The 20,509-nt window shown below is 63.6% G+C and carries 20 protein-coding genes and 2 pseudogenes; 9 read left to right on the top strand and 13 right to left on the bottom strand.

All coding sequences use genetic code 11. The annotated features are described in order from the left end of the window. Positions 1-117: 117 nt before the first annotated feature. On the top strand, positions 118-1,311 hold the full coding sequence (locus tag EJ072_RS13815) for an HlyD family secretion protein (protein ID WP_126080182.1): 1,194 nt from the start codon (positions 118-120) through the stop codon (positions 1,309-1,311). Positions 1,312-1,459: 148 nt separating this feature from the next. Next, a complete protein-coding gene (locus EJ072_RS13810) occupies positions 1,460-3,043 on the top strand; it encodes a DHA2 family efflux MFS transporter permease subunit (protein WP_245467362.1) in 1,584 nt (527 codons plus the stop codon). A gap of 304 nt (positions 3,044-3,347) precedes the next feature. Here EJ072_RS13810 and msrB read toward each other — a convergent pair whose 3' ends face one another. The 4 genes from msrB to EJ072_RS13790 form a co-directional block, all read right to left on the bottom strand. Beyond that, entirely contained in the window at positions 3,348-3,851 is a 504-nt protein-coding gene (gene msrB, locus EJ072_RS13805; RefSeq protein ID WP_126080180.1) for a peptide-methionine (R)-S-oxide reductase MsrB, read from the bottom strand. Between the two features lie 200 nt (positions 3,852-4,051). Beyond that, on the bottom strand, positions 4,052-4,606 hold the full coding sequence (locus EJ072_RS13800) for a fasciclin domain-containing protein (protein ID WP_126080179.1): 555 nt from the start codon (positions 4,604-4,606) through the stop codon (positions 4,052-4,054). A gap of 215 nt (positions 4,607-4,821) precedes the next feature. After that, on the bottom strand, positions 4,822-5,544 hold the full coding sequence (locus tag EJ072_RS13795; RefSeq protein WP_126080178.1) for an anti-sigma factor: 723 nt from the start codon (positions 5,542-5,544) through the stop codon (positions 4,822-4,824). Beyond that, positions 5,541-6,080, bottom strand: a complete 540-nt coding sequence (locus tag EJ072_RS13790) for a sigma-70 family RNA polymerase sigma factor (RefSeq protein ID WP_126080177.1) — start codon at positions 6,078-6,080, stop codon at positions 5,541-5,543. The genes EJ072_RS13795 and EJ072_RS13790 overlap by 4 nt, the downstream gene beginning before the upstream one ends. A gap of 556 nt (positions 6,081-6,636) precedes the next feature. Here EJ072_RS13790 and argB point away from each other — a divergent pair. Further along, positions 6,637-7,501, top strand: a pseudogene (gene argB, locus EJ072_RS13785) (acetylglutamate kinase). A gap of 43 nt (positions 7,502-7,544) precedes the next feature. On the opposite strand, the gene bchE reads toward argB, so the two are convergent. Together bchE and EJ072_RS13775 are read right to left on the bottom strand one after the other, a co-directional pair. Then, on the bottom strand, positions 7,545-9,095 hold the full coding sequence (bchE, locus tag EJ072_RS13780) for a magnesium-protoporphyrin IX monomethyl ester anaerobic oxidative cyclase (protein WP_126080176.1): 1,551 nt from the start codon (positions 9,093-9,095) through the stop codon (positions 7,545-7,547). Positions 9,096-9,206: 111 nt separating this feature from the next. Beyond that, a complete protein-coding gene (locus tag EJ072_RS13775) occupies positions 9,207-9,683 on the bottom strand; it encodes an Lrp/AsnC family transcriptional regulator (RefSeq protein ID WP_126080175.1) in 477 nt (158 codons plus the stop codon). 139 nt (positions 9,684-9,822) lie between these two features. On the opposite strand from EJ072_RS13775, the gene phhA reads away from it, so the two are divergent. Continuing rightward, a complete protein-coding gene (gene phhA, locus EJ072_RS13770) occupies positions 9,823-10,656 on the top strand; it encodes a phenylalanine 4-monooxygenase (protein ID WP_126080174.1) in 834 nt (277 codons plus the stop codon). A gap of 135 nt (positions 10,657-10,791) precedes the next feature. On the opposite strand, the gene EJ072_RS13765 is transcribed toward phhA, so the two are convergent. The 4 genes and pseudogenes from EJ072_RS13765 to EJ072_RS13750 form a co-directional block, all read right to left on the bottom strand. Beyond that, complete coding sequence (locus tag EJ072_RS13765; RefSeq protein WP_126080173.1) at positions 10,792-11,214, bottom strand: MarR family transcriptional regulator; 423 nt, start codon at positions 11,212-11,214, stop codon at positions 10,792-10,794. Positions 11,215-11,365: 151 nt separating this feature from the next. Next, positions 11,366-12,805: pseudogene (locus tag EJ072_RS13760) on the bottom strand (GMC family oxidoreductase). After that, entirely contained in the window at positions 12,802-13,116 is a 315-nt protein-coding gene (locus tag EJ072_RS13755) for a hypothetical protein (protein ID WP_126080172.1), read from the bottom strand. The pseudogene EJ072_RS13760 and the gene EJ072_RS13755 overlap by 4 nt, the downstream one beginning before the upstream one ends. A 130-nt stretch (positions 13,117-13,246) precedes the next feature. Then, positions 13,247-14,008, bottom strand: a complete 762-nt coding sequence (locus EJ072_RS13750) for a GGDEF domain-containing protein (RefSeq protein ID WP_126080171.1) — start codon at positions 14,006-14,008, stop codon at positions 13,247-13,249. 149 nt (positions 14,009-14,157) lie between these two features. Between EJ072_RS13750 and EJ072_RS13745 the strand changes: the two genes are divergently transcribed. Beyond that, the gene (locus EJ072_RS13745) at positions 14,158-14,865 is read left to right on the top strand and encodes a pyrimidine 5'-nucleotidase (protein ID WP_126063409.1); all 708 of its coding nucleotides are present in this window, start codon (positions 14,158-14,160) and stop codon (positions 14,863-14,865) included. Between the two features lie 61 nt (positions 14,866-14,926). Here EJ072_RS13745 and EJ072_RS13740 read toward each other — a convergent pair whose 3' ends face one another. Together EJ072_RS13740 and EJ072_RS13735 are read right to left on the bottom strand one after the other, a co-directional pair. Then, entirely contained in the window at positions 14,927-15,415 is a 489-nt protein-coding gene (locus EJ072_RS13740; protein ID WP_126080170.1) for a hypothetical protein, read from the bottom strand. After that, positions 15,415-15,867: a hypothetical protein gene (locus EJ072_RS13735; protein WP_126080169.1), complete on the bottom strand. Its 453-nt coding sequence runs from the start codon at positions 15,865-15,867 to the stop codon at positions 15,415-15,417. Before EJ072_RS13735 ends, EJ072_RS13740 begins: the two co-directional genes overlap by 1 nt. A 198-nt stretch (positions 15,868-16,065) precedes the next feature. On the opposite strand from EJ072_RS13735, the gene EJ072_RS37290 reads away from it, so the two are divergent. The 3 genes from EJ072_RS37290 to EJ072_RS13720 all read left to right on the top strand — a co-directional run bounded on the left by EJ072_RS37290 (position 16,066) and on the right by EJ072_RS13720 (position 18,443). Further along, on the top strand, positions 16,066-16,524 hold the full coding sequence (locus EJ072_RS37290) for a hypothetical protein (RefSeq protein ID WP_189343302.1): 459 nt from the start codon (positions 16,066-16,068) through the stop codon (positions 16,522-16,524). A gap of 308 nt (positions 16,525-16,832) precedes the next feature. Then, entirely contained in the window at positions 16,833-17,435 is a 603-nt protein-coding gene (locus tag EJ072_RS13725) for a sensor histidine kinase (RefSeq protein ID WP_245467361.1), read from the top strand. A gap of 363 nt (positions 17,436-17,798) precedes the next feature. Then, positions 17,799-18,443, top strand: a complete 645-nt coding sequence (locus EJ072_RS13720; RefSeq protein ID WP_245463435.1) for a response regulator transcription factor — start codon at positions 17,799-17,801, stop codon at positions 18,441-18,443. A gap of 112 nt (positions 18,444-18,555) precedes the next feature. Here the strand turns inward: EJ072_RS13720 and EJ072_RS13715 are convergent, their stop codons facing one another. Then, a complete protein-coding gene (locus EJ072_RS13715) occupies positions 18,556-19,401 on the bottom strand; it encodes an LOG family protein (protein WP_126080167.1) in 846 nt (281 codons plus the stop codon). A gap of 143 nt (positions 19,402-19,544) precedes the next feature. On the opposite strand from EJ072_RS13715, the gene dapD reads away from it, so the two are divergent. Beyond that, a complete protein-coding gene (gene dapD / locus EJ072_RS13710) occupies positions 19,545-20,399 on the top strand; it encodes a 2,3,4,5-tetrahydropyridine-2,6-dicarboxylate N-succinyltransferase (RefSeq protein ID WP_126080166.1) in 855 nt (284 codons plus the stop codon). Positions 20,400-20,509 lie beyond the last annotated feature (110 nt).

Here is a 20,509-nt window from a genome sequence, read left to right as displayed (position 1 = left end):
GAAAATATTTCGAACCACTCGGTTCGATTTCCTCTTGATATGGTCCTCTTTCCGCGCTATGTCAATCACCAATTCGAACCGAACGGTTCAGTATGACTGACATCCAGAGAGATACCCATGTCCTCCAACGCGCCCGCCACCGCCGAAGTCCGCACGTTTCCCAACGCCAAGGTCCAACCGTCGACCGAGGCTCCGGAAATCCCTGTCCAGCCCGCCGCCCCGGTTGCCGCGCCCGCGGGTGAAGCACCCGCCAAGAAGAAGCGTTCGGTGCGCTCTTTCCTTTTGCCGGTCATCGGCCTCGCCCTGCTCGGCGCCGGTTCCTACTATGGCTATAACTACTGGACCGACGGCCGGTTCATGATCTCCACCGACGACGCCTATGTCCAGGCCGACATGTCGTTCGTGTCGCCGAAAATCTCCGGTTATATCGACAAGGTGCTGGTGAGCGAGAACCAGCAGGTCAAGGCCGGCGATCCGCTGTTCGTCATCGACAATGGCGACTACAGAATAGCCGTCGCCCAGGCCGAAGCGCAGATCGCCACGCTGGCGAAGACGCTCGACCGCATCGACGCGCAGACCAAGGCCGCGCAGGCCTCGCTGTCGCAGGCCGAGGCGCAGAAGGTCGCCGACCAGGCCGCCGCCGACAATGCCGGCCGCGCCCAGGTGCGCGCCGCGCAACTGCTCAAGACCCATGTCGGCACGCAGGCGCAGCTCGACGACGCCCAGACCGCGCTCGACCAGGCCAAGGCGGCGCTTGTCGGCGCCGATGCGCAGATCGCCGCGGCGCAGGCCAATATCGGCGTTCTGAAAGCCCAGCGCGCGGAATCGGCCTCGACGCTCGCCTCGCTGCAGCTCACCCGCGACAAGGCCCAGCGCGACCTCTCCTTCACCGTGCTGAAGGCGCCCTATGACGGCGTCGTCGGCAACCGCTCGGTCGAGCAGGGCGACCTCGTCAGCCCCGGCCAGAAGCTTGCCGTCGTCGTGCCGATGGACAAGCTCTACATCGTCGGCAACTTCAAGGAGACGCAGCTCGGCCGCATGGTGCCCGGCGAGAAGGTCCGCATCACCGTCGACGCGATCGACGGCCAGAGCTTCGAAGGCACGGTCTCCTCGCTGGCGCCGGCTTCGGGCGCGGTGTTCTCGCTGTTGCCGCCGGAAAACGCCACCGGCAACTTCACCAAAGTGGTGCAGCGCGTGCCCGTGCGCATCGACGTGCCGGCCGACGTCTTGAAGACCGGCAAGCTGCGCGCCGGCCTCAGCGTCGTCGTCGCCGTCGACAGCCGTACCGCGCCGGCCCCGACGACCAACTGATTGGGGGGCGGTTCGGTGGCCAATCGAGCGCCGAGCCGCCCAGCCTGCTTTATCCGTTTCGACGCAATTCCGGAGCGCCACGCGCTTGTCTTCGAGAATTGCTTAAGGAGGCCATGACATGGCAACCGCAACCATCACCGCAGGATCAATGCCCGCACGTCCGGCAGCCGCCGCGCCGGCCCTGCCCGCGGACCATATGCCGGTGCGCCGCGTCATCGCCTTCCTGGCGATGGTGTTCGGCATGTTCATGGCGATCCTCGACATCCAAATCGTCTCGGCATCGCTGTCGGAAATCCAGGCCGGGCTCAGCGCCAGCTCCGATGAGATCCCGTGGGTGCAGACCGCCTATCTGATCGCCGAGGTGGTGATGATCCCGCTGTCGGGCTTCCTCAGCCGCATGCTGTCGACGCGCGTGCTGTTTACCGCCGCGGCCGCCGGCTTCACCGCTGCCAGCGCGCTGGCAGCGACGGCCACCAATATCGACCAGATGATCGTCTACCGCGCCATCCAGGGTTTCATCGGCGGCGGCATGATCCCCAGCGTGTTCGCAGCCGCCTTCACCATCTTCCCGCCTTCCAAGCGCGCCGTCGTCTCGCCGATGATCGGCCTGGTGGCGACGCTGGCGCCGACGATCGGCCCGACGGTCGGCGGCTATATCAGCCATGCCATGTCCTGGCACTGGCTGTTCCTGATCAATGTCGTGCCCGGCATTTTGGTGGCGACTGCCGCCTGGGCGCTGATCGATTTCGACAAGCCCAACCTGAAGCTGTTCTCCAAGTTCGACTGGTGGGGCCTGGCCGGCATGGCCGCCTTCCTCGGCTGCATGGAATATGTGCTGGAGGAAGGCCCGAACCATGACTGGCTGCAGGAGCCGGCCGTGTTTGCCTGCGCCATCATCATGACCATAGGCGGCGTCATCTTCTTCTGGCGCGTCTTCACCGCCGAGGAGCCGATCGTCGACCTGAGGGCCTTCAGCAACATCAACTTCGCCTTCGGTTCGCTGTTCTCCTTCGTCGTCGGCATCGGCCTTTACGGGCTCACCTACCTCTATCCGGTGTTCCTGGGACGCATCCGCGGCTACGATTCGATGATGATCGGCGAGGCGCTGTTCGTCAGCGGCCTGGCGATGTTCTTCACCGCGCCGGTCGCCGGCATCCTGTCGAACAAGATCGATCTCAGGCTGATGATGATGATCGGCTTCGCCGGCTTCGCCACCGGCACCTGGTGGATGACGCATCTCACCGCCGACTGGGATTTCTACGAACTCTTGATCCCGCAGATCCTGCGCGGCTGCTCGATGATGCTGTGCATGGTGCCGATCAACAACATCGCGCTCGGCACTTTGCCGCCGGAACGGCTGAAGAATGCGTCCGGCCTATTCAACCTGACCCGCAATCTCGGCGGTGCCGTGGGCCTCGCGCTGATCAACACGGTGCTGATCGACCGCAACGCTTTCCACTATGCGCGGCTTGCCGAGCATGTGCAGTGGGGCAGCCAGGCCGCACAGACCAAGCTGCAGAACATGACGCTGAACTTCGAGCAGACCGCGGGCCTCGACGCGGGCAGCGCGGCGATGTCGAAACTGTCGGGCATGGTGCACCAGCAGGCGGCGCTCTTGTCCTTCATGGACGTGTTCATGATGCTGACCGTGCTGTTCGCCTCGCTTGGATTCTTCGTGCTGTTCATCAACAAGCCGGCCCAGCAGGGCGGCGGTGGCGGCGGAGGCCATTGAGGAGCCGGAACCCCCGCCTGGTCTCCTCAACATGTGACCCCGGAAATCGGCGACGATTTCCGGGGTCATTCTTTTGGAGAAATCGCATAGGGCGCTCCCCCTCACCCAGCCTCCGCTTCACTCGGCTGACCATTCCGGGGCGAGCCACGGATCTCGCCCGTCCTTCGGACCCCCGAGGGGAGAGGAGACTGTCGGCGCCGGCGCCAATCTCTTCTCCCCTGGGGGAGAAGGTGGCCGCGAAGCGGCCGGATGAGGGGGCGGCGCTACCCTATGCGATTGAGCTGTGTTGGCGCCGGGGGACCGCTCAAGCCGCGGCCGGCTTGAAGCTCAGCGCCACGCCGTTGATGCAATGGCGCAGGCCTGTGGGCGCCGGGCCATCGTCGAAGACATGGCCGAGATGACCGCCGCAGCGGCGGCAATGCACCTCGGTGCGCGTCATGCCGAGTGAATTGTCCACGGTCTTGCCGATGGAGTTGGCGATCTCCTGCCAGAAGCTCGGCCAGCCGGTGCCGGAATCGAATTTCGTCTCCGACGAATAGACCGGCAGGTCACAGCCGGCGCAGGCGAAGATACCCTTGCGATGCTCGTTGAGCAGCGGACTGGTGCCGGGATATTCCGTGCCCTGCTTGCGCAGCACGTCGAAAGCCTCGTCCGAAAGAATGGCGTGCCATTCGGCGTCGGTCTTGGTGACCTCGAACGTTTCGGCGGCGAGATCGGGTTTCGGTCCGCCGGCGCGCAGCATCGCTGCGGATCCGACGATGAGAGCGGTGGCGGCCGCCCCGCTCCAGAGAAAATCGCGACGGTTCATGGCCGTTCCTCCTGACGCATTTTGCCAAGATAGAGCCCGGCCCGGAAATCAAAAGCCGGTGACGCCCCATCCGTTCGTCTTGGTGATGCAGTTCCGCGCCGCCCTTGCGGGACGGCGCGGAGCACACCCTTGCCGGCGGCGCGGATCTTGGATGTCGCGGCCGGCGCTCAGCCATGTCTTCGCCGGCCAGGCCCGCTTCGTTACATCTTCGGCAAGAGAACCTTGTCGATGACGTGGATGACGCCGTTCGACTGGCGGACATCGGCGATGGTGACGTGGGCGACATTGCCGTTCTCGTCGGTGACGGTGACCTTGCCCTTCTCGGCTTTCAGCGTCAGCTCGCAGCCGCCGACGGTCTTGACCTGGTGGGCGCCGCCATCGGCCTTCGCCATCTTGGCCACGTCGGCGGCCAAGGCCTTGGCGGCGACGACATGGCAGGTCAGCACCTTGGTCAACTTGTCCTTGTTCTCGGGCTTGAGCAGCGTGTCGACCGTGCCGGCGGGCAGCGCCGCGAAGGCTTCGTTGGTCGGCGCGAAGACGGTGAACGGACCGGCGCCCTGCAGCGTGTCGACCAGGCCGGCAGCCTTGACGGCGGCGACCAGCGTGGTGTGGTCCTTCGAATTGACGGCGTTCTCGATGATGTTCTTCTTGGCGTACATCGGCGCGCCGCCGACCATCGGATTGGCATAGGCAGCGGCGCCGAGCGCGGAAAGGCCGAGCGTAGAGGCGAGCAAAAGCGTGGCGAGTTTACGCATTGTGTCAGTCTCCTCGGGTTGTTTTTCCCATTCTTGGGAACGTGAGGAGATACGGGTGCGCCGAAAATCTAGTTTCACGCCCGTCGCAAGATTTTTTCTTCATGCGGTTTATTTGATCCGCGCCGCTCATGACGTCGGCAGACTTTCCCTGCCTTCGGCAGAAATAGGATAAACTGCGATTGGTCTTTATAGGCGTGATTATGCCGAAGCGGGGATCAGATGCCCTTCAGGTCACCCGCGGCGACGACAGGGCCGGTCGGCTGGCCGGTCGGCGAACCGCCCGAAGGCTCGAGGCTGACGGCGAGCACGGCGCCCTGCGCCAGCTTCTGCTGGACAGCCGGGGTAACGGCCATGCGCGCGGTCTGGCCGGTGGGGATAACGCCCATCGAGACCGGCGCGTTCTTGCCTTCGATCATCCACAGCTCGAAGTCCTTGCCGGCGGCGTGATCGCCGGAGACCAGCGACAGGCCGACCTCATGGCGGGCGGCGTCATAGACGGCGAGGTATTTGACGTTGCTGTTGTCGGCGGCCAGCGACGCGACCAGCCTGGTTCCGGGCGGCTGAACCGGCGGATTGACGTAAGGCAGGGCGGCATAGACAGCGAGGGCGGCAATGGCCGCGACGGCGAGGCCGCGCCAGAAGGCAAGGCTTGTCCACAGGCTGCCAATGGGCGCGCCGGATGTGGAAGCCGTCGACGCGAAGAGGCGCCGGTCGATCGCCACCTTGACCGACGCCGGCGGCTCGACCGCGGCATAGGCGGCGGCCATCGGCGCGAAATGGACCTCCCAGGCATCGACCAGGCGGGCGAACGCCGTCTCGGTGTCGATGCGGCGGGACGCGATCTGCCGTTCGTCGGCTGGCAGAACGCCGAGAACGTATTCGGCGGCGAGCAGGTCGTCGCCTCCGCGTTCCGGTCCGTTGTCTTCCGCCAGTGTCATCTTTCCAGGCATTCCCTCAGTTTGAGCAGGCTTCGCCGCAGCCAGGTCCGCATCGTGTTCAGCGGAACCTTGAAGCGCTCCGCCAGCTCGGCATAGCTTTCGCCGTTCAAATAGGCGCCCCGGACGGCCGCCGCCCGGTCTTCTTCAAGTTCGTCGAGGCAATGGTGGATGCGTACGGCCTCGCCGCCCGCCACAGCCATCGCCTCGGGTCCCGGTGCCGGATCGGCGACGTCGAGGACCGCGTCGATGTTGGCGGAAGGACCGCGCCGCGCCCGGATGCGATCGATCGCATGGTTGCGCGCGATGGCCACCAGCCAGGAAATCGGGCTCAGATCGGAAACCGCGAAGCGGTCCGCCTTCGTCCATATCTTGACGAAGACCTCCTGCAGCGCTTCTTCCGCATCTCCCCTGTCCCTCAAGACACGCAGGCAGACACCGAAAAGTTTCGCGCTGGTCTGCTTGTAGAGCAGATCGAACGCGGCCCGGTCCTTCATCGAAGTCCGGACGATCAGCTTGCTGATGTCCTGCGGCGCCATGGCGGCAAATTAGAAGATTGCGATTTAATTGCAACGGGTGCGGAAGCGTCGTTCACCAGCAGGCGCGGGCCGGCCCGACGCATCTCACGAATCGGGGTGTCGCTAGCTGGAGATCGGCTGAAACCTTCCAACCTCGTCATTCCAGGGCGGAGCAGCCGCGCAGCGGCGTCTCGGAGACCCTGGAATCCATTCCGTGACCCTGATCGAAGAGTGCAGCGGAACAGAATTCTGCACCGCAGCAGCGCCCGCATGTCACGGAATGGATCCTCGGGTCTGCGCGCGTCGCTACGCTCCTTGCTCCGCCCGTGGATGACGACTGGGTTAGGCGTTTCGGCCAATCTCAACCGCATGCCGCCTGCCAACGCAGACATAGCCGAACGGTCAAAATCCCTGCGCCGGGGAATTGGCAGATTTCATCATTGTGACCGCAAAGCCGTTTGCGGCTCGCGGCAATTCCCGCTAAGAGGCCGCCAATCAAGACTTGATGTTCAAGCATGTCTTCATCCCGAAACCGGAACCCACTTTCGGGAGACATGCTCAGCTGGGATCGATACCGATGACGGACGTCGCCGCCAACGCCGAAATGCAGGCCGCGCTGCTCTCGCGCGCGCTGCCTTACATGCAGCGCTACGAGAACAAGACAGTGGTGGTGAAATATGGCGGCCATGCCATGGGCGACCATGAGCTCGGCAAGGCCTTCGCCCGCGACATCGCGCTCTTGAAACAGTCCGGCGTCAACCCGATCGTCGTGCATGGCGGCGGGCCGCAGATCGGGGCGATGCTGACCAAGATGGGCATCGAATCCAAGTTCGAGGGCGGGCTGCGCGTCACCGACCAGAAGACGGTCGAGATCGTCGAGATGGTGCTGGCCGGCTCGATCAACAAGGAGATCGTGGCGCTGATCAACGCCGAGGGCGAGTGGGCGATCGGGCTTTGCGGCAAGGACGGCAACATGGTGTTCGCCGAAAAGGCGCGCAAGACCATGATCGACCCCGATTCCAACATCGAGCGAGTGCTGGATCTCGGCTTCGTCGGCGAGCCGGTCGAGGTCGACCGCACGCTGCTCGACCTTCGCGCGCTCGGAATGATCCGTGCTGGCCGGTCGGCCCGCCGCGACTCGCCGCACGTTTGCAGGCGCCATTGCCGGCGCCTGCCGCGCCTCGCGCCTCTTGTTTCTCACCGACGTGCCGGGCGTGCTCGACAAGAACAAGAAGCTGATCGACGAGCTGACGGTCGCCGAAGCCAAGGCGCTGATCAAGGACGGCACAGTGTCCGGCGGCATGATCCCGAAGGTCGAGACCTGCATCGAGGCGATCGAACGCGGCGTCGAGGGCGTCGTCATCCTCAACGGCAAGACGCCGCATTCGGTGCTGCTGGAGCTCTTCACCGAGCACGGCGCCGGCACGCTGATCGTTCCGTAAAGAGCGCGCGAGTTCGTTGTTTCTGCAAACGGTGAACTTGCCTTTAGCCAGCTAATCTTCTCTGGTCTTCGATAATTGCGGCCGGCTTTCTCACCGGACGCCGGACGATCATTGATTCCTCCTCGGCGTCCTGCGGCGCGCCCCAGAATTCGGCGAGCGTCGGGCCGTCCGTGACCCGGCGATCACGGGCGAGAAAACCCCACACCTCGCGGAACCAGACGCGGCGGCCCATCTTGGTGTACCAGCGCATCGAATGCCGCTGCCCCGGATCGGGGTGGAAGAGGATGCGCGCCATCGCCTTCGGCCGCGACTGCACGGCGACCTCGATGAGCTTGACGGCGAAGAACAGCATCCACGGTCTCAGCCGGGTCATCGCCAGCACCTGGTGCTTGTAATCCCAGAGGCGCACGTCCTTCTGGATCACCTTGCGATCGGCAGCGATGCGGAAGAACGGCGTCCAGCGGTGCGGCGTGACATAGAGCGCCTGGATCTGGTCGGGATCATAGGCGATGAGCTGGCGGAAGCCGCGCCAGAGATCGCGCAAGGTCTCGTCCTCGAAGCCGGCCACCCAGGTCGCCATCGACAATATCCCGTGCCGGCGAAGCAGCCGGATCGCTTCGCGGTCCGACTTGGTGCTGCCACCCTTGCGGATCAACGACAGCGTTTCTTCGTCGGTGTTTTCCATGCCGAGCAGCCAGCGGATGACACCGGCCTTGCGGTAAAGGTGGAGGATATCGGCGTCGCGCACGATGTCGTCGGCGCGGGTCGAGCCGACGATCAGCACCGGCACGTTCTCGGCGATCATGGCGTGCAAAAAGGCGCGCCAGGCCTTCTTCGAGGAGGTCGGATTCTCATCCGCCAGATTCACCAGCTCGACGCCGTGCTCGCGATGCAGCCAGGCGATCTCCCTGGCGAATTTGACCGGGTCGCGATGGCGCCAGCGGGTCCAGAAGCCGCGCTGGCCGCAATAGTTGCACAGATGCGGGCAACCGCGCGAGAACTGCATGACCACCGCGCGCTTGCCGCCCCAATAGGAATAGCGGCGATGATCGATCAGCTCCCAGCCGACGCGCCAGGCATCGAGGTCGGCAATGGTCATTGCCGCCTGCGTCGCGACCGGGCGGCCGAGATCGTCGCGATAGGCGATGCCGGCGACACTTCCCACCGGCTGGCGCATCTCGATTGCCTCGACCAGCGCCGTCGCGGTCGCCTCGCCCTCGCCGCGCACGATGAAGTCGAAGACATCGGTCGCGGTCAGGATGTCGCGCCAGTGATAGGTCGGAAACACGCCGCCATAGATGACGATGACGCCCGGAGCGCGCGCCTTGATCATTTCGGCAATCTTCAAGGCGGTCGGATGCGCCGAGGTCGAGCCGGAATGGCCGATCAGGATGAGATCCGGATCGCCACACAGAGCATCATCGACCAGCACCGCAAGCGACATCGGCCCAAACTCGGCATCGACGAGGCGAACCTGGTGGCCGGAATCGATCAGCGGGCCGCCGATCGCCAGCAGCCCGAGCGGCGGCAGATGGTCGTCGGGCACGCGGCTGCCGATTGCGGTATGCGGCGGGTTGATCAGCACGGTGTTCAAGGCGGACCTCCATGTTGGTCCGCTTGTGCTAATTGCCGATGACGAAGCCACCTTGGCGCGGTTCAGCAGTTTCCACGCAGCTTTTCCGGAAAAATTCGCCCCGGTGAACGGTTATTTCCGCAGATGGCTGAGCGGCACATGGCCGGGGCCCTTGATGTTCTGCAACACCAGTTGCGTGTGGACGTCGCGCACGCCGGGCAACCGCATCAGCCGGTGCATGACGAAGGCGTTCAAATCGTCCACCGACGGCACCATGACATGCAGCAGGAAATCGTGGTCGCCGGTCATCGTCCAGCAGGACGACACCTCGTCCATACGCTGCACAGCCGCGATGAAGCTCTCAGGTGAGCCGTCGCTGTGGCTGACCAGCCGCACCTGGATGAACACCTCGACGGTCAGGCCGACGGCGCGGCGGCTGAGCACGGCGGCAAAACCCTTTATGATCCCGGTTTCCTGCAAGGCCTCGAAGCGGCGCGCGCAAGGCGTTGTCGACAGTCCGATCTCCTGCGCCAGCTCCGATACGGGCTTGCGGCCGTCGCGCTGCAGGATGTCGAGCATCCTTATCTCAAATTCGTCGAACTGAGGCATGTCTTGTCGATCTCTCGTTGATTGGAGTGATTTTACCTCAATATCCGCCGGCAAGCTACAAACAAGGCTGATTTGCCTCATCAGCCGCCTCTAAACTCCGCTTCACGATCCACGGATCACGATCTGAGAGGAGGAAACGATGACGATCAGCGTTGCCGATTACGCCGCCGAATGCGCGGCGCAGGGCCTTCGCGGCGACTATTCGGTCTGCCGCGGCGATTTCACGGTGGCGCAAGGCTACGACTACTCCGCCGAGGAACAGGCGGTGTGGCGCACGCTGTGCGACCGCCAGACGAAGCTTACCCAGAAGCTCGCGCACCGTTCCTATCTGGACGGCGTCGCCGCGCTCGGGCTGCTCGACAGGATTCCCGATTTCGACGCGGTGAGCGAAAAGCTCAGCAAGCTGACCGGTTGGGAGATCGTCGCTGTGCCCGGCCTCATTCCGGCCGGCCCCTTCTTCGACCATCTCGCCAACCGGCGCTTCCCGGTCACCAACTGGCTGCGGACGAAGAAGGAGCTCGACTATATCGTCGAACCGGACATGTTCCACGATTTCTTCGGCCATGTGCCGATCCTGACCCAGCCGGTGTTTGCCGATTTCATGCAGATGTATGGTGAGAAGGCGGAGGACATGATCGCGCTCGGCGGCGACGAGATGATCACCAGGCTTTACTGGTACAGCGCCGAATACGGCCTCATCCAGGAACCCGGCCAGCCCGTGAAGGCGTTCGGCGCCGGCTTGATGTCGTCCTTCACCGAGCTGCAATTCGCGGTCGAGAGCAAGGACGCCCACCATGTGCGGTTCGACCTCGAGACGGTGATGCGCACCGGCTACGAGATCGACAAGTTTCAGCGCGCCTATTTCGTGCTGCCGTCCTTCGATGCGCTGCGCGATGCCTTCGCTAATGGAGACCTTGCCGGCATCGTGGCGCGGTTCAAAGGCCGGCCGGCGCTCGACCCGTCGATGGTCTGAGCTTTTTACGCAACTCCGGACGGAAAACTGGGCAGCGCTTTTCCTGGAATTGTTCTGAGGTCGGTTTTCGCCCAACCGACATTCAGGGCGGTTCAGTTGCCGAGAGGCAGCTGAGCCGCTTTGTCTTGCGGATGTCTAAGCCTTATTGGGCTCGGCCTTGATCCTGGCCAACTGCTCGCTCTGCAGGTCCAGCGCGGCATTGATGAAGCGCAGGACGGTCGCGAGCTCCGCATTGCTGAAGCTCGCCACCACCTTCTCCCCCTCGCGCGCGATCGTGCCGTAATAGCGCTCCGACAATTCCCTGGTCAGCTCGGTCGCCTCGATCACCACCTTGCGCCTGTCCTCGAGGCTGCGGGCCCGGGTGACGTAGCCGCGCGCCTCCAGCCGGTCGATCAATGCAGTGACGGCGGCCGGCGTCAGTCCGGTCGCCGCCGCCACGGCGCCCGCCGATTGCGGTCCAGCATAGAGCAGGCCCAGACAATGCCGCTCGGCCGCGATCAGGCCCAGCCGCGCGCCCACCGCCTCGTCATAAGCCTGGGTGGCGTCCTGCCAGCGCATGACGGCAACGCCGGCTGGTGGCGCTGGCCGCCGCGGCCGTGCTGGTGCGCATTGCCGTCTACGGCCTTTGAACGCGGTTGCAATTTCGCCAAAAGCGCCCAGGCGGCGCCGGTTGCCACACCAGGCGCCGGCGCCGCCGGCGTTTCGGAGATCAGACGGCGATCAGCTTGCCGAGGTGCTCGCCCAAGCGGCAGGCGAGCGCGGTGATGGTCGTCGTAGGTTGCACTGGCCCGACGTGCAGAACACCGATGAGGCGCCGACATAGAGATTGTCCATGCCGTGCACTTTGCAATTGACGTCGACGACACTCTTCAAGACATCGGTGCCCATGCGGGTGCCGCCCATATGATGGTGGCCGGCGGTCTCCTCGTTGGTCGGGTAATCGCCGCCGTTGCTGATCCAGTCGTCGATGCGGACGCGGCCGAGATTCTTCTGCGCCAGCGTCGTGCCGAAGAGCTTCAGCCCCTCGAGCAGGGTGCGGCGCTCGAGCGGCGACTTCTTCCAGTGCAGTTCGATGCGCGGAACGCCGGCGTGATCGACGTCGGTCTTCGACAGCTCGATCTGGTTCGAAGCGAGTGGCGCCTGCTCCCAGGCGACATAGAGCTGGGCGGCGCAACGCAGCCTCTGGTCCAGTTGCGAAGACATCCACTCCGCCATGTTCGGCGCGGTGCAGGCGAGGTCGGCGATCAACTTCTTGACATTGGGATAGGGGCTCTCGATCAGGCGGATGCCGAAATTCATGATCTGCAGCCGCTCCATCGCGGCAAGCGTCGGCGAGAAGAAGGCTTCGTTCGAGGCGTCGACCTCGAACTCCGAATAGCTGGCGAGAATGGCGTTGCCGCCCTCGAAGGTCGGATGCTCCATCCAGTAGCGGCCGAGCGCCGCCGCGTTGGGCACCACGCCGCCATTCGAACGCTCATTCGACCACAACAGCAGCCGCGAGTTTTCCAGCCCACCGGTGCAGGTGACGAAATAGTCCGCGCTGAAAGTGCCGGCGTCCTGGCCGTTCGACCACAGCTTCGCGCCGGTGACGCGCTTGCCGTCGCCGATATGCTCGGTCGCATAGGTGTTGAGCACGACGGCGATGTTCTTGCTCCGGTCGAGCTCGTCGGCGAATTTCTCGCCGAAGCGAACCGCAGGACTCTTGATCAATTGCACCCAGCGTATGTCGTCCGAAACCGGCACGTCGGGCCGGAAGTCGGGAAGCTCGAGGATGTCGTGGACTTCCTTCAGATTAGGGCTCAACATCGGCGCGGCTGATCGGCCAGCCGGTGTCCGGCGCCCAGGCCTTGGGCTCGAAGTCTTGGCTGTCGAGCACGCGGCACCAGCCGGCCCAGTGATTGGACGAGCCGCCCATGAAGCGCAGCCTAGTGATGTCGAGGTCGAAGTAGAAATCGCCAACCGTCTTACCGCGGTAGAAATCCTGCGACTCGTCGCTGAACTCGCGCGAGCCCGCCTCCAGGACGACGACCGGGATGCCGGCGGCGCCCAGCTTCCTGGCGATCGTGGTGCCGGCCGGCCCGGAGCCGAGGATGCAGGCCCTGGGTTTGAAGCCGGCCTGCTTATAGGCTTCGTAGCTGTCGAAGATCATGCGAGGTCGCTCCGCCGCAGGATCCATCCGTTGATCTCGACGATTTCATCACGGTCGATCTCGTCAGGGTTGGCGGGGGCCGGTGGGTTGCGGAACAGCGACAGTGCCGGCAACGTGATCAAGGCCTGCAGGATCACGCGGCGCGATATTTTTCTTATGAACCTGCTCATGATACGTCTTTCGATAGGGGGCTCGATCCACGCATGCCGTTCCTGAACGGCACACATGCCGCCGAGGAGGCCAAACTCCGTGCCAAACCCGGGTGAAGACGGCGTTACACCCGGAAGTTTAGCGCGGTTGAATATGGACATGGTTAGGGTTTTCCTAAAGCGCGTCGCATTGGAGCGGTTCAGGCGCCGGGCTTTTGAGTTTTGTTTCGATGTCGTTGCCCCAAAACCGCTTCGCACTTTTGGGCGACATGCATGACGCCCGCGAGGGGCCTCAAGCCGCTTCGGGAAGCTCGCGGTCGAGTATCGAAAGGTTGCGGCCGCGGTTCTTCGCCTCGTAGAGCCTGCGGTCGGCCGCGCGCATCAAATCGGAAACGGTTGCACCTTCGCCGCAGCTTATGCCGCCGATCGAGACCGTGAGCGGCACGGTGCGCCCGTCGGTAGGGCGGAAACGGATCAGCTCGACCTCGCGACGGATGCGTTCGGCGACATGCTTGGCCTCACGCTCGCCGGCGCCGACCAGGAAAGCCGCGAACTCCTCGCCGCCGATGCGGCCGAGCACGTCGCCGTTGCGCACACCACGCTCGATGGCGCCGGCGATCAGAAGCAGCGCTTCGTCCCCCGTCAGATGACCGTAGCTGTCATTGATCCTCTTGAAGTGATCGGCGTCGATAATGAGCAGCGCGCCACGATCGCTCTTGCGCCGCGACCCATCGAGCGCGGCAAAGAAGGTTTCGCGATTGAGCATGCCGGTCATGTCGTCGCGGCTTGCCTTTTCGGAGAGGCGCCTGTGCGCCGCGGCGAGTTGCGCGTGGGCGCGGGCAAGTTCGCGATGCGCGTTCTGCAACCGGTCGCTGTGCCAGAAGCTGCCCGCGCTGGCGGCCCAGGCGAGCACGAGCGGGCATAGCGTCGATGCCAGCCAGATCGTGCGGCTCATCGGGAAGCCGATTGCCGGAACCACAATCAGCGTCAACAACAGCGAGACGGCGACCGAAGCGAATGCTACGGTAGCGGCCTTTAGAAATATGCGGCTCATCACTTGCTCCCAAGGGATAGCCTCTGTGCCAGCAAGCGCTGAAGGCGACCTTTCCGGAACTTTTAAAATTTGAAGCGAGACGCCATTTTCACATACCGTGACGCGCATAAGTTGTGGATAACTTCAGCGCCGGCATGCCATAAGAAGCCATGACAATGACACCCGATCCCGCCCGCTTTGCCCATGTCACGGACTGGGTGTTCGACCTCGACAACACGCTTTATCCGCATCACTCGAACCTGTTCGCGCAGATCGATGTGAAGATGACCGCCTATGTCGGCGAGCTGCTGACGCTTTCGCGCGACGACGCGCGCAAGCTGCAGAAGGAACTCTACCTGGAATATGGCACGACGCTGAACGGGCTGATGAAGCGGCACGGCATCGATCCCGACGATTTCCTCGAGAAGGTGCACGATATCGACTATTCGCGACTGGTGCCGGATCCGGTGCTGGGCGCGGCGATCCGCCAGCTTCCGGGGCGCAAATTCATCTTCACCAATGGCGACCGCAGGCATGCCGAGCGCACCGCGCGCCAGCTCGGCATATTGGAGCATTTCGACGCCATCTTCGACATCGTCGCGGCGGGGCTCAATCCCAAGCCGGAGCGCCAGACCTATGAACGCTTCGCCGAACTGCACTCGGTGACCGGGCACAATGCGGTGATGTTCGAGGATCTGGCGCGCAATCTGGCCGTGCCGAAATCGCTCGGCATGACGACCGTGCTGGTGGTGCCGCGCAATTTCGAACCGACCTTCTCGGAAATCTGGGAACGCGACCCGGCGAATGATGACGACGTCGATTTCGTCACCGACGATCTCGCCGGCTTCCTGACCGCGATCGTCGACGTGGTGGCCTGACCAACTTCGGATTGCCTATACGCTGTCCCGGCGCGAGCACTATTGGCGCGGACTGCGGAACCTAATCGAAATCCGGAATCGTGCCGGGCGGCAGTCCCAGCCGGCCGTTCAGCTCCTTCAAGAACCGGCAGAGGTCCGGATTGCCGGCTGCTCCCGTACCGTTGCCGTCGGACGCGTAGCCGTTGCCGTGGCCGTTGCCGCAATTGGCGTTGCCGTTGAAGCTGCCGCCATTGAAATTGCCGCTGAAGCTCCCGGCATTGCCGTTGCCGTTGAAATTGCCGCTGTTGCCGTTGCCGTTGAAGTTGCCGGCATTCCCATTGCCGTTAAAATGTCCGGTATTGCCAAGGCCATTGAAATTTCCGGTGTTGCCAAGGCCGTTGGCGACACCGGCGCCGATTGGAAGATCGGCAATCCTGACCAGGGTCGAGGCATCGGCGGCAAGCAACGCGGCAAGCAGGGTGCCGAGCGCGAGGCCGTTGCCACCAAGCAGCCTCGCCGCCACCCGACGCTCGCGGGGCCGGGCGGGCCCGGATGATTTCAGGCCGGTCATCAGCGGTTCCCCCGGCCGTTGAAGTTGCCATTGAAGGCGCCGACATTGCCGTTGCCGTTGAACGATCCGCCGTTGAAGTTGCCATTGCCGGCGCCGATGTTGCTGTTGCCGTTGTATTCGCCGGTGTTGCCGTTGCCGTTGAAGGAGCCGATGTTGCCGTTGCCGCTCGTCGCCGAGGTGTTGTTGTTGCCGTTGAACGCGCCGACATTGCCGGTACCGCTGTTGAAGGCGCCGACATTGCCGGTGCCGCTGTTCTTGTAGCCGAGATTGCCGCCGAAGTTACCGAGCGGATTCATGCTCCTGACGTCCGAGCCGATGGCCTGGCCGTATTTGCCGACCGCCGCCTGGACAGCCGACATGCCGAAGGCCTGGCTGCCCGTCGTGGTGTCGGCCTTCGCCGCGGTTGCACTCAACAACCCCAGGCATAGCGCCGGTATGACGTAGCGTTTCATCTGCGAGCTCCTTCCATGGCTAAGCTTGAAATTGGGCTTTCGAAATTGGCCCCCGTTTCGAAAAGGACCATTCTTCGAAAAGGACTGGGACCGCCGGCGACATGTCGCGATAGCCTTTGCGCGGGGGACGGGCGCGTGGCTCGGCGATCCCAGAGGCGTCAGCGTCGACTTGGCGACGCTGGCGGTTGGTCGGCGCTAGTGGTTGGCGTTGCCGTTTCCGTTGCCGTTGTTGCCGGCGCCCCAGTTGCCGTTGCCGTTGGCATTGCCGTTTCCGAGGCCCCAGTTCCCGTTGCCGTTCACGTTGCCGTTGCCGAGGCCGAAATTGCCGTTGCCGTTGCCGTTGCCGTTCGCGACGCCGGCATTCAGATTGCCGTTGTAGTTGCCGTTGAAGGCGCCCCAGTTGCCGTTGCCGTTCCCGTTGCCGTTGCCGAACCCGAAGTTGCCGTTGCCGTTGAAGTTGCCGTTGTAGGCGCCGGTATTGGCGTTGCCGTTGCCGTTGCCGTTGCCGACGCCGACATTGCCGTTGCCGTTGCCATTGCCGCTGCCGATCGAAAGCGCGGATGCCGTACCGGTCAGAGCCGACAGTACGGCCGCGGCCAGGATGATCTCATGACGTTCTCCTTCGTTGCGTTGAGCTTCCCGGGCAGTTCAAGATGACCGGGAGGACGCTTGAAGGATGCACGCAGAAATAGCGGCGATACATTCGGGCTGATCAGCGGAGGTTGTCGGTTTTTCTGCTGATCCCCATGTCAGGAAAAGTTGAAGCAATCAGGAAAAAACTGACAGGCATAAAGGCATCTGGCGGGTGTATACTGCGCAAACATTCATGCCTTTTCTCGCCGACCCGCGGGTGGCTTGCGATCCTCGCGACGGCAATGGGAAGAGAAAGGTTGATGTGGGCGGGTATGACCACAGGTAAGGACGATAGGGCCCTGCGCCGCAGGCTTGCGCGGCGCTTGATCGCCGTGCAGGAAGAGCAGCGCCTGCGCCTGTCGCGGGAGCTGCATGACGACCTCGGCCAGATGCTGGCCAGTGTCGCGCTGGAGTTGCACAACGTACGTGCCGGCACGCAGGAGATGGACGGCCGTCTCGAGCGCGCCGCGATGCTTATCGACCGGCTCAGCGCCAAGGTGCATGACGCTGCCTGGAACCTGCGGCCCGCCGACCTTAATCGTCTCGGCCTGCGCGCTTCGGTCGAGGATCTGACGACAATGCTTTGCAGCCAGCTCGGCATTCCATGCGAGATGGATCTCGACGCCCTTTCGAACCCGCTGCCCGCAGAGACCGCGCTCACGCTTTATCGTGTCGCGCAGGAGGCGATCACCAATATCGGCAAGCATGCCCTGCCGAGCCGGGTAAGCGTAACGGCCCATATTCAGGACGATCGGATGCGCCTGACAATCGAGGATGATGGCCGCGGCTTTGACGGCCGCGCCGACCCCGGTCCGGGCCATCTGGGACTTGCCGGAATGCGGGAGCGGCTGGCGCTGGTCGGTGGTGAACTGACGGTCGAAAGCGCCACGATGAAAGGAACTGCCGTTTATGCGGATGTGCCGTTGGCACATTGAATAGTGGGGGAAAGGGCTGCGCCTTCCAAGGACAGTCTGATTGGTGGGGAAATGGTTGCGTCGGCTTCGGGCCTGTTCGTCGCGTTTTGCCAAGTGTCTGGTTTTGCACGGGTTCGGACAGCACAACGCGACGTTCCTTTCCTAAACTCGTCTACGTGAAGCGCCGCACATCCCGGACATTAGCTGCGGCTTACAATCCGCGCCGCATGGGTTAGGCGGGGGGATAGCTTTACCCGCTACGGCCGCCTCAGGGCTTGCCGATACAGACGGGCGTCCCGCGCCATGCGGGGCTGTTGCCTAGACCATCAAGGACAAGAGGCCTCTTCCGGAGGAAGGGCTCTTCACGACTGATGGAGGTTAAAGGTGCGCTGCAGGCGGATATTTCTGGTCGACGACCACCCGATCATGCTGTCGGGGGTCGGGGCGATGATCAACAGCCAGGACGATCTGACGGTCGTCGGCCTGGCCGGGAATGCCGAGGATGCCCTTGAAGGGATCGGCAAGACGCTGCCCGATATCGCCGTGGTCGATATATCGCTTCCCGGCGACAGCGGGGTCGTGCTGATCGAAAGGCTCGGCGAGCGCTTTCCCGAGGTCAGCTGCATAGCATTGACAGCGCATGAGGACCCCGGCTGCCTGCGCCAGGTGCTTGCGGCGGGTGGCCGCGGCTTCGTGGTCAAGCGCTCGACCGCGACGGACCTGCTGCAGGCCATCCGATGCGTGCTGGCCGGCGACAATTATGTCGATCCCGCACTCGCGGCGCGCATATTGAGCCCGCGCAGCGCCCCGCAGGGCGATCCGGGCAATCTCAGCCAACGGGAGCGGTCGGTGATCCAGCTGGTGGCGCTCGGCTACAGCAACAAGGAAATCTCGTCCCGACTCAACCTCAGCATCAAGACGATCGAAACCTATCGCACAAGGGCGTCCGAGAAGCTCGAGCTCCGCTCGCGGGCGGCCATTGTGCGCTTCGCGCACTCGAATGGCTGGCTGGCCGAGTTGCCGGTGTGAGCCGGCATGGCCGGGATGGATCCCCGAGTAGAGGAATTGGAGAATTGAAGAATTGACGAAAAAGGGAGTCCGAGTCGTTCTTCAATTGTTTAGTTCTTCAATTCATCAGTTCCTACTCCCCCAACTTGTAGAAGCGTCGGATGATTTCCCACGCTTCCTCGGCGGTGTCGACGAAATCGATGATATCCTGATCGCCGGGCGAGATCGTGCCCTGCTCGGCAAGGAAATCGAGGTCGATCACCCTTCGCCAGAAGGCCTTGCCGAACAGGATCACCGGCACGCGCTCCATGCGCCCGGTCTGGATCAGGGTCAGCGTCTCGAAGAACTCGTCCATCGTGCCGAAGCCGCCCGGGAACACGGCAACCGCCTTGGCGCGCATGACGAAATGCATCTTGCGGATGGCGAAATAGTGGAAGTTGAAGCAGAGCTCCGGCGTGACATAGGCGTTGGGCGCCTGCTCGTGCGGCAGCACGATGTTCAAGCCGATCGACGGCGCGCCGACATCGTCGGCGCCGCGGTTGCCCGCTTCCATGACGCCAGGGCCGCCGCCGGTGACGACGACATATTCACGATAATAGGAGGTGGCCGATTGCTGCGAGCACAGACGGGCGAATTTGCGCGCTTCCTCGTAATATTTGCTGTTCGCCTCGAGGTTCTTCTTCTGCGTCTCGTTCTTCGCAGCCCAGGCTTCGCCGCCCGGCTCGGGCAGGCGGGCGCCGCCGAACAGGATCACCGTCGAGCGGATGCCGCGTTCGGCCAGGATCATTTCCGGCTTCAAGAGCTCCAGCTGCAGCCGCACGGCGCGCAATTCGCGCCGCGTCATGAAGTCCGGATCGTTCCAGGCCAGCCGGTAGGTTTCGGCACGTGTCTGCGGGGTATCCGGCACGCTTTTCGCGCGCTCCAGGTCCTCGTCCGAATGCGGCAGCGGCGTCCACCCCGCCTTTTCCATGGGAGTCATCGAATCCACCCGTCCAATTCCTTACTTGCGCCGTCCCGTGACGCTGGCGCGATTGACCCCCATTCAGCCTTAACATAGGGTCCGCGCGACTTTTAAACAGGTTAAGGCTCAGCCCCTTAACAGCTTGGTAATGGAGCGAAATCATGTCGAAGCCCGATCTGGCGAGCCTCGAAACGACTATCGAGAAGGCCTTCGAGGAGCGCGACACGATTTCGACCGCCACGCGCGGCGAGACGCGCGACGCCATCCAGTCCGCGCTCGACCTGCTCGACCGCGGTGTCGCCCGCGTCGCGGAGCGGCGGGACGACGGCACGTGGCACGTCAACCAGTGGCTGAAGAAGGCGGTGCTGCTCTCCTTCCGGCTGAACCCGATGGAGATCATCAAGGGCGGCCCCGGCCAGGCGGTGTGGTGGGACAAGGTGCCGTCCAAGTTCGACGGCTGGAGCGCCGTCGATTTCGAGAAGGCCGGCTTCCGCGCCGTGCCGTCCTCGATCGTGCGCCGCTCGGCCTATGTCGCGCCGGGCGCGGTGCTGATGCCGTCTTTCGTCAATGTCGGGGCCTATGTCGATACGGGCACCATGGTCGACACCTGGGCCTCGGTCGGCTCCTGCGCCCAGATCGGCAAGAACGTGCATCTTTCCGGCGGCGTCGGCATCGGCGGCGTGCTGGAGCCGATGCAGGCCGGCCCGACCATCATCGAGGACAATTGCTTCATCGGCGCGCGCTCCGAAGTGGTGGAAGGCTGCATCGTGCGCGAAGGCTCGGTGCTCGGCATGGGCGTGTTCATCGGCCAGTCGACCAAGATCGTCGACCGGGCCACCGGCGAGGTCTTCTACGGTGAGGTGCCGCCCAACTCGGTGGTGGTCGCCGGCTCGATGCCGGGCAAGAATTTCCCGAACAACGAGCCGGGCCCGAGCCTCTACTGCGCCGTCATCGTCAAGCGCGTCGACGCCAAGACGCGTTCGAAGACCTCGATCAACGAATTGCTGCGCGATTGATCCTTCCTAAAGCGCGTCGCGATCTTTCAGATTCGCTCCCTGCGCTTTAGGTTTTGATCTTGCGCATGTCTTTGTCCCGAAACCGGTTCCCACTTCGGGAGACATGCTTT

It is taken from the genome of Mesorhizobium sp. M2A.F.Ca.ET.046.03.2.1, assembly GCF_003952425.1.
GTDB lineage: Bacteria > Pseudomonadota > Alphaproteobacteria > Rhizobiales > Rhizobiaceae > Mesorhizobium.
Note: the sequence above shows the minus strand (reverse complement) of the source record. Positions and strands in the feature narration are given on the sequence as shown.

Coding starts and splice junctions, on each gene's coding strand:
- EJ072_RS13815 (WP_126080182.1), top strand. CDS start 118: ATGTCCTCCAACGCGCCCGCCACCGCCGAAGTCCGCACGTTTCCCAAC.
- dapD (WP_126080166.1), top strand. CDS start 19,545: ATGTCGAAGCCCGATCTGGCGAGCCTCGAAACGACTATCGAGAAGGCC.
- EJ072_RS13800 (WP_126080179.1), bottom strand. CDS start 4,606: ATGCGTAAACTCGCCACGCTTTTGCTCGCCTCTACGCTCGGCCTTTCC.
- EJ072_RS13735 (WP_126080169.1), bottom strand. CDS start 15,867: ATGAAACGCTACGTCATACCGGCGCTATGCCTGGGGTTGTTGAGTGCA.
- EJ072_RS13775 (WP_126080175.1), bottom strand. CDS start 9,683: ATGCCTCAGTTCGACGAATTTGAGATAAGGATGCTCGACATCCTGCAG.
- EJ072_RS13790 (WP_126080177.1), bottom strand. CDS start 6,080: ATGGCGCCGCAGGACATCAGCAAGCTGATCGTCCGGACTTCGATGAAG.
- EJ072_RS13715 (WP_126080167.1), bottom strand. CDS start 19,401: ATGACTCCCATGGAAAAGGCGGGGTGGACGCCGCTGCCGCATTCGGAC.
- EJ072_RS13795 (WP_126080178.1), bottom strand. CDS start 5,544: ATGACACTGGCGGAAGACAACGGACCGGAACGCGGAGGCGACGACCTG.
- EJ072_RS13810 (WP_245467362.1), top strand. CDS start 1,460: ATGCCCGCACGTCCGGCAGCCGCCGCGCCGGCCCTGCCCGCGGACCAT.
- EJ072_RS13745 (WP_126063409.1), top strand. CDS start 14,158: ATGACAATGACACCCGATCCCGCCCGCTTTGCCCATGTCACGGACTGG.
- EJ072_RS13740 (WP_126080170.1), bottom strand. CDS start 15,415: ATGACCGGCCTGAAATCATCCGGGCCCGCCCGGCCCCGCGAGCGTCGG.
- EJ072_RS13750 (WP_126080171.1), bottom strand. CDS start 14,008: ATGAGCCGCATATTTCTAAAGGCCGCTACCGTAGCATTCGCTTCGGTC.
- msrB (WP_126080180.1), bottom strand. CDS start 3,851: ATGAACCGTCGCGATTTTCTCTGGAGCGGGGCGGCCGCCACCGCTCTC.
- phhA (WP_126080174.1), top strand. CDS start 9,823: ATGACGATCAGCGTTGCCGATTACGCCGCCGAATGCGCGGCGCAGGGC.
- EJ072_RS13765 (WP_126080173.1), bottom strand. CDS start 11,214: ATGCGCTGGCAGGACGCCACCCAGGCTTATGACGAGGCGGTGGGCGCG.
- EJ072_RS13755 (WP_126080172.1), bottom strand. CDS start 13,116: ATGTCCATATTCAACCGCGCTAAACTTCCGGGTGTAACGCCGTCTTCA.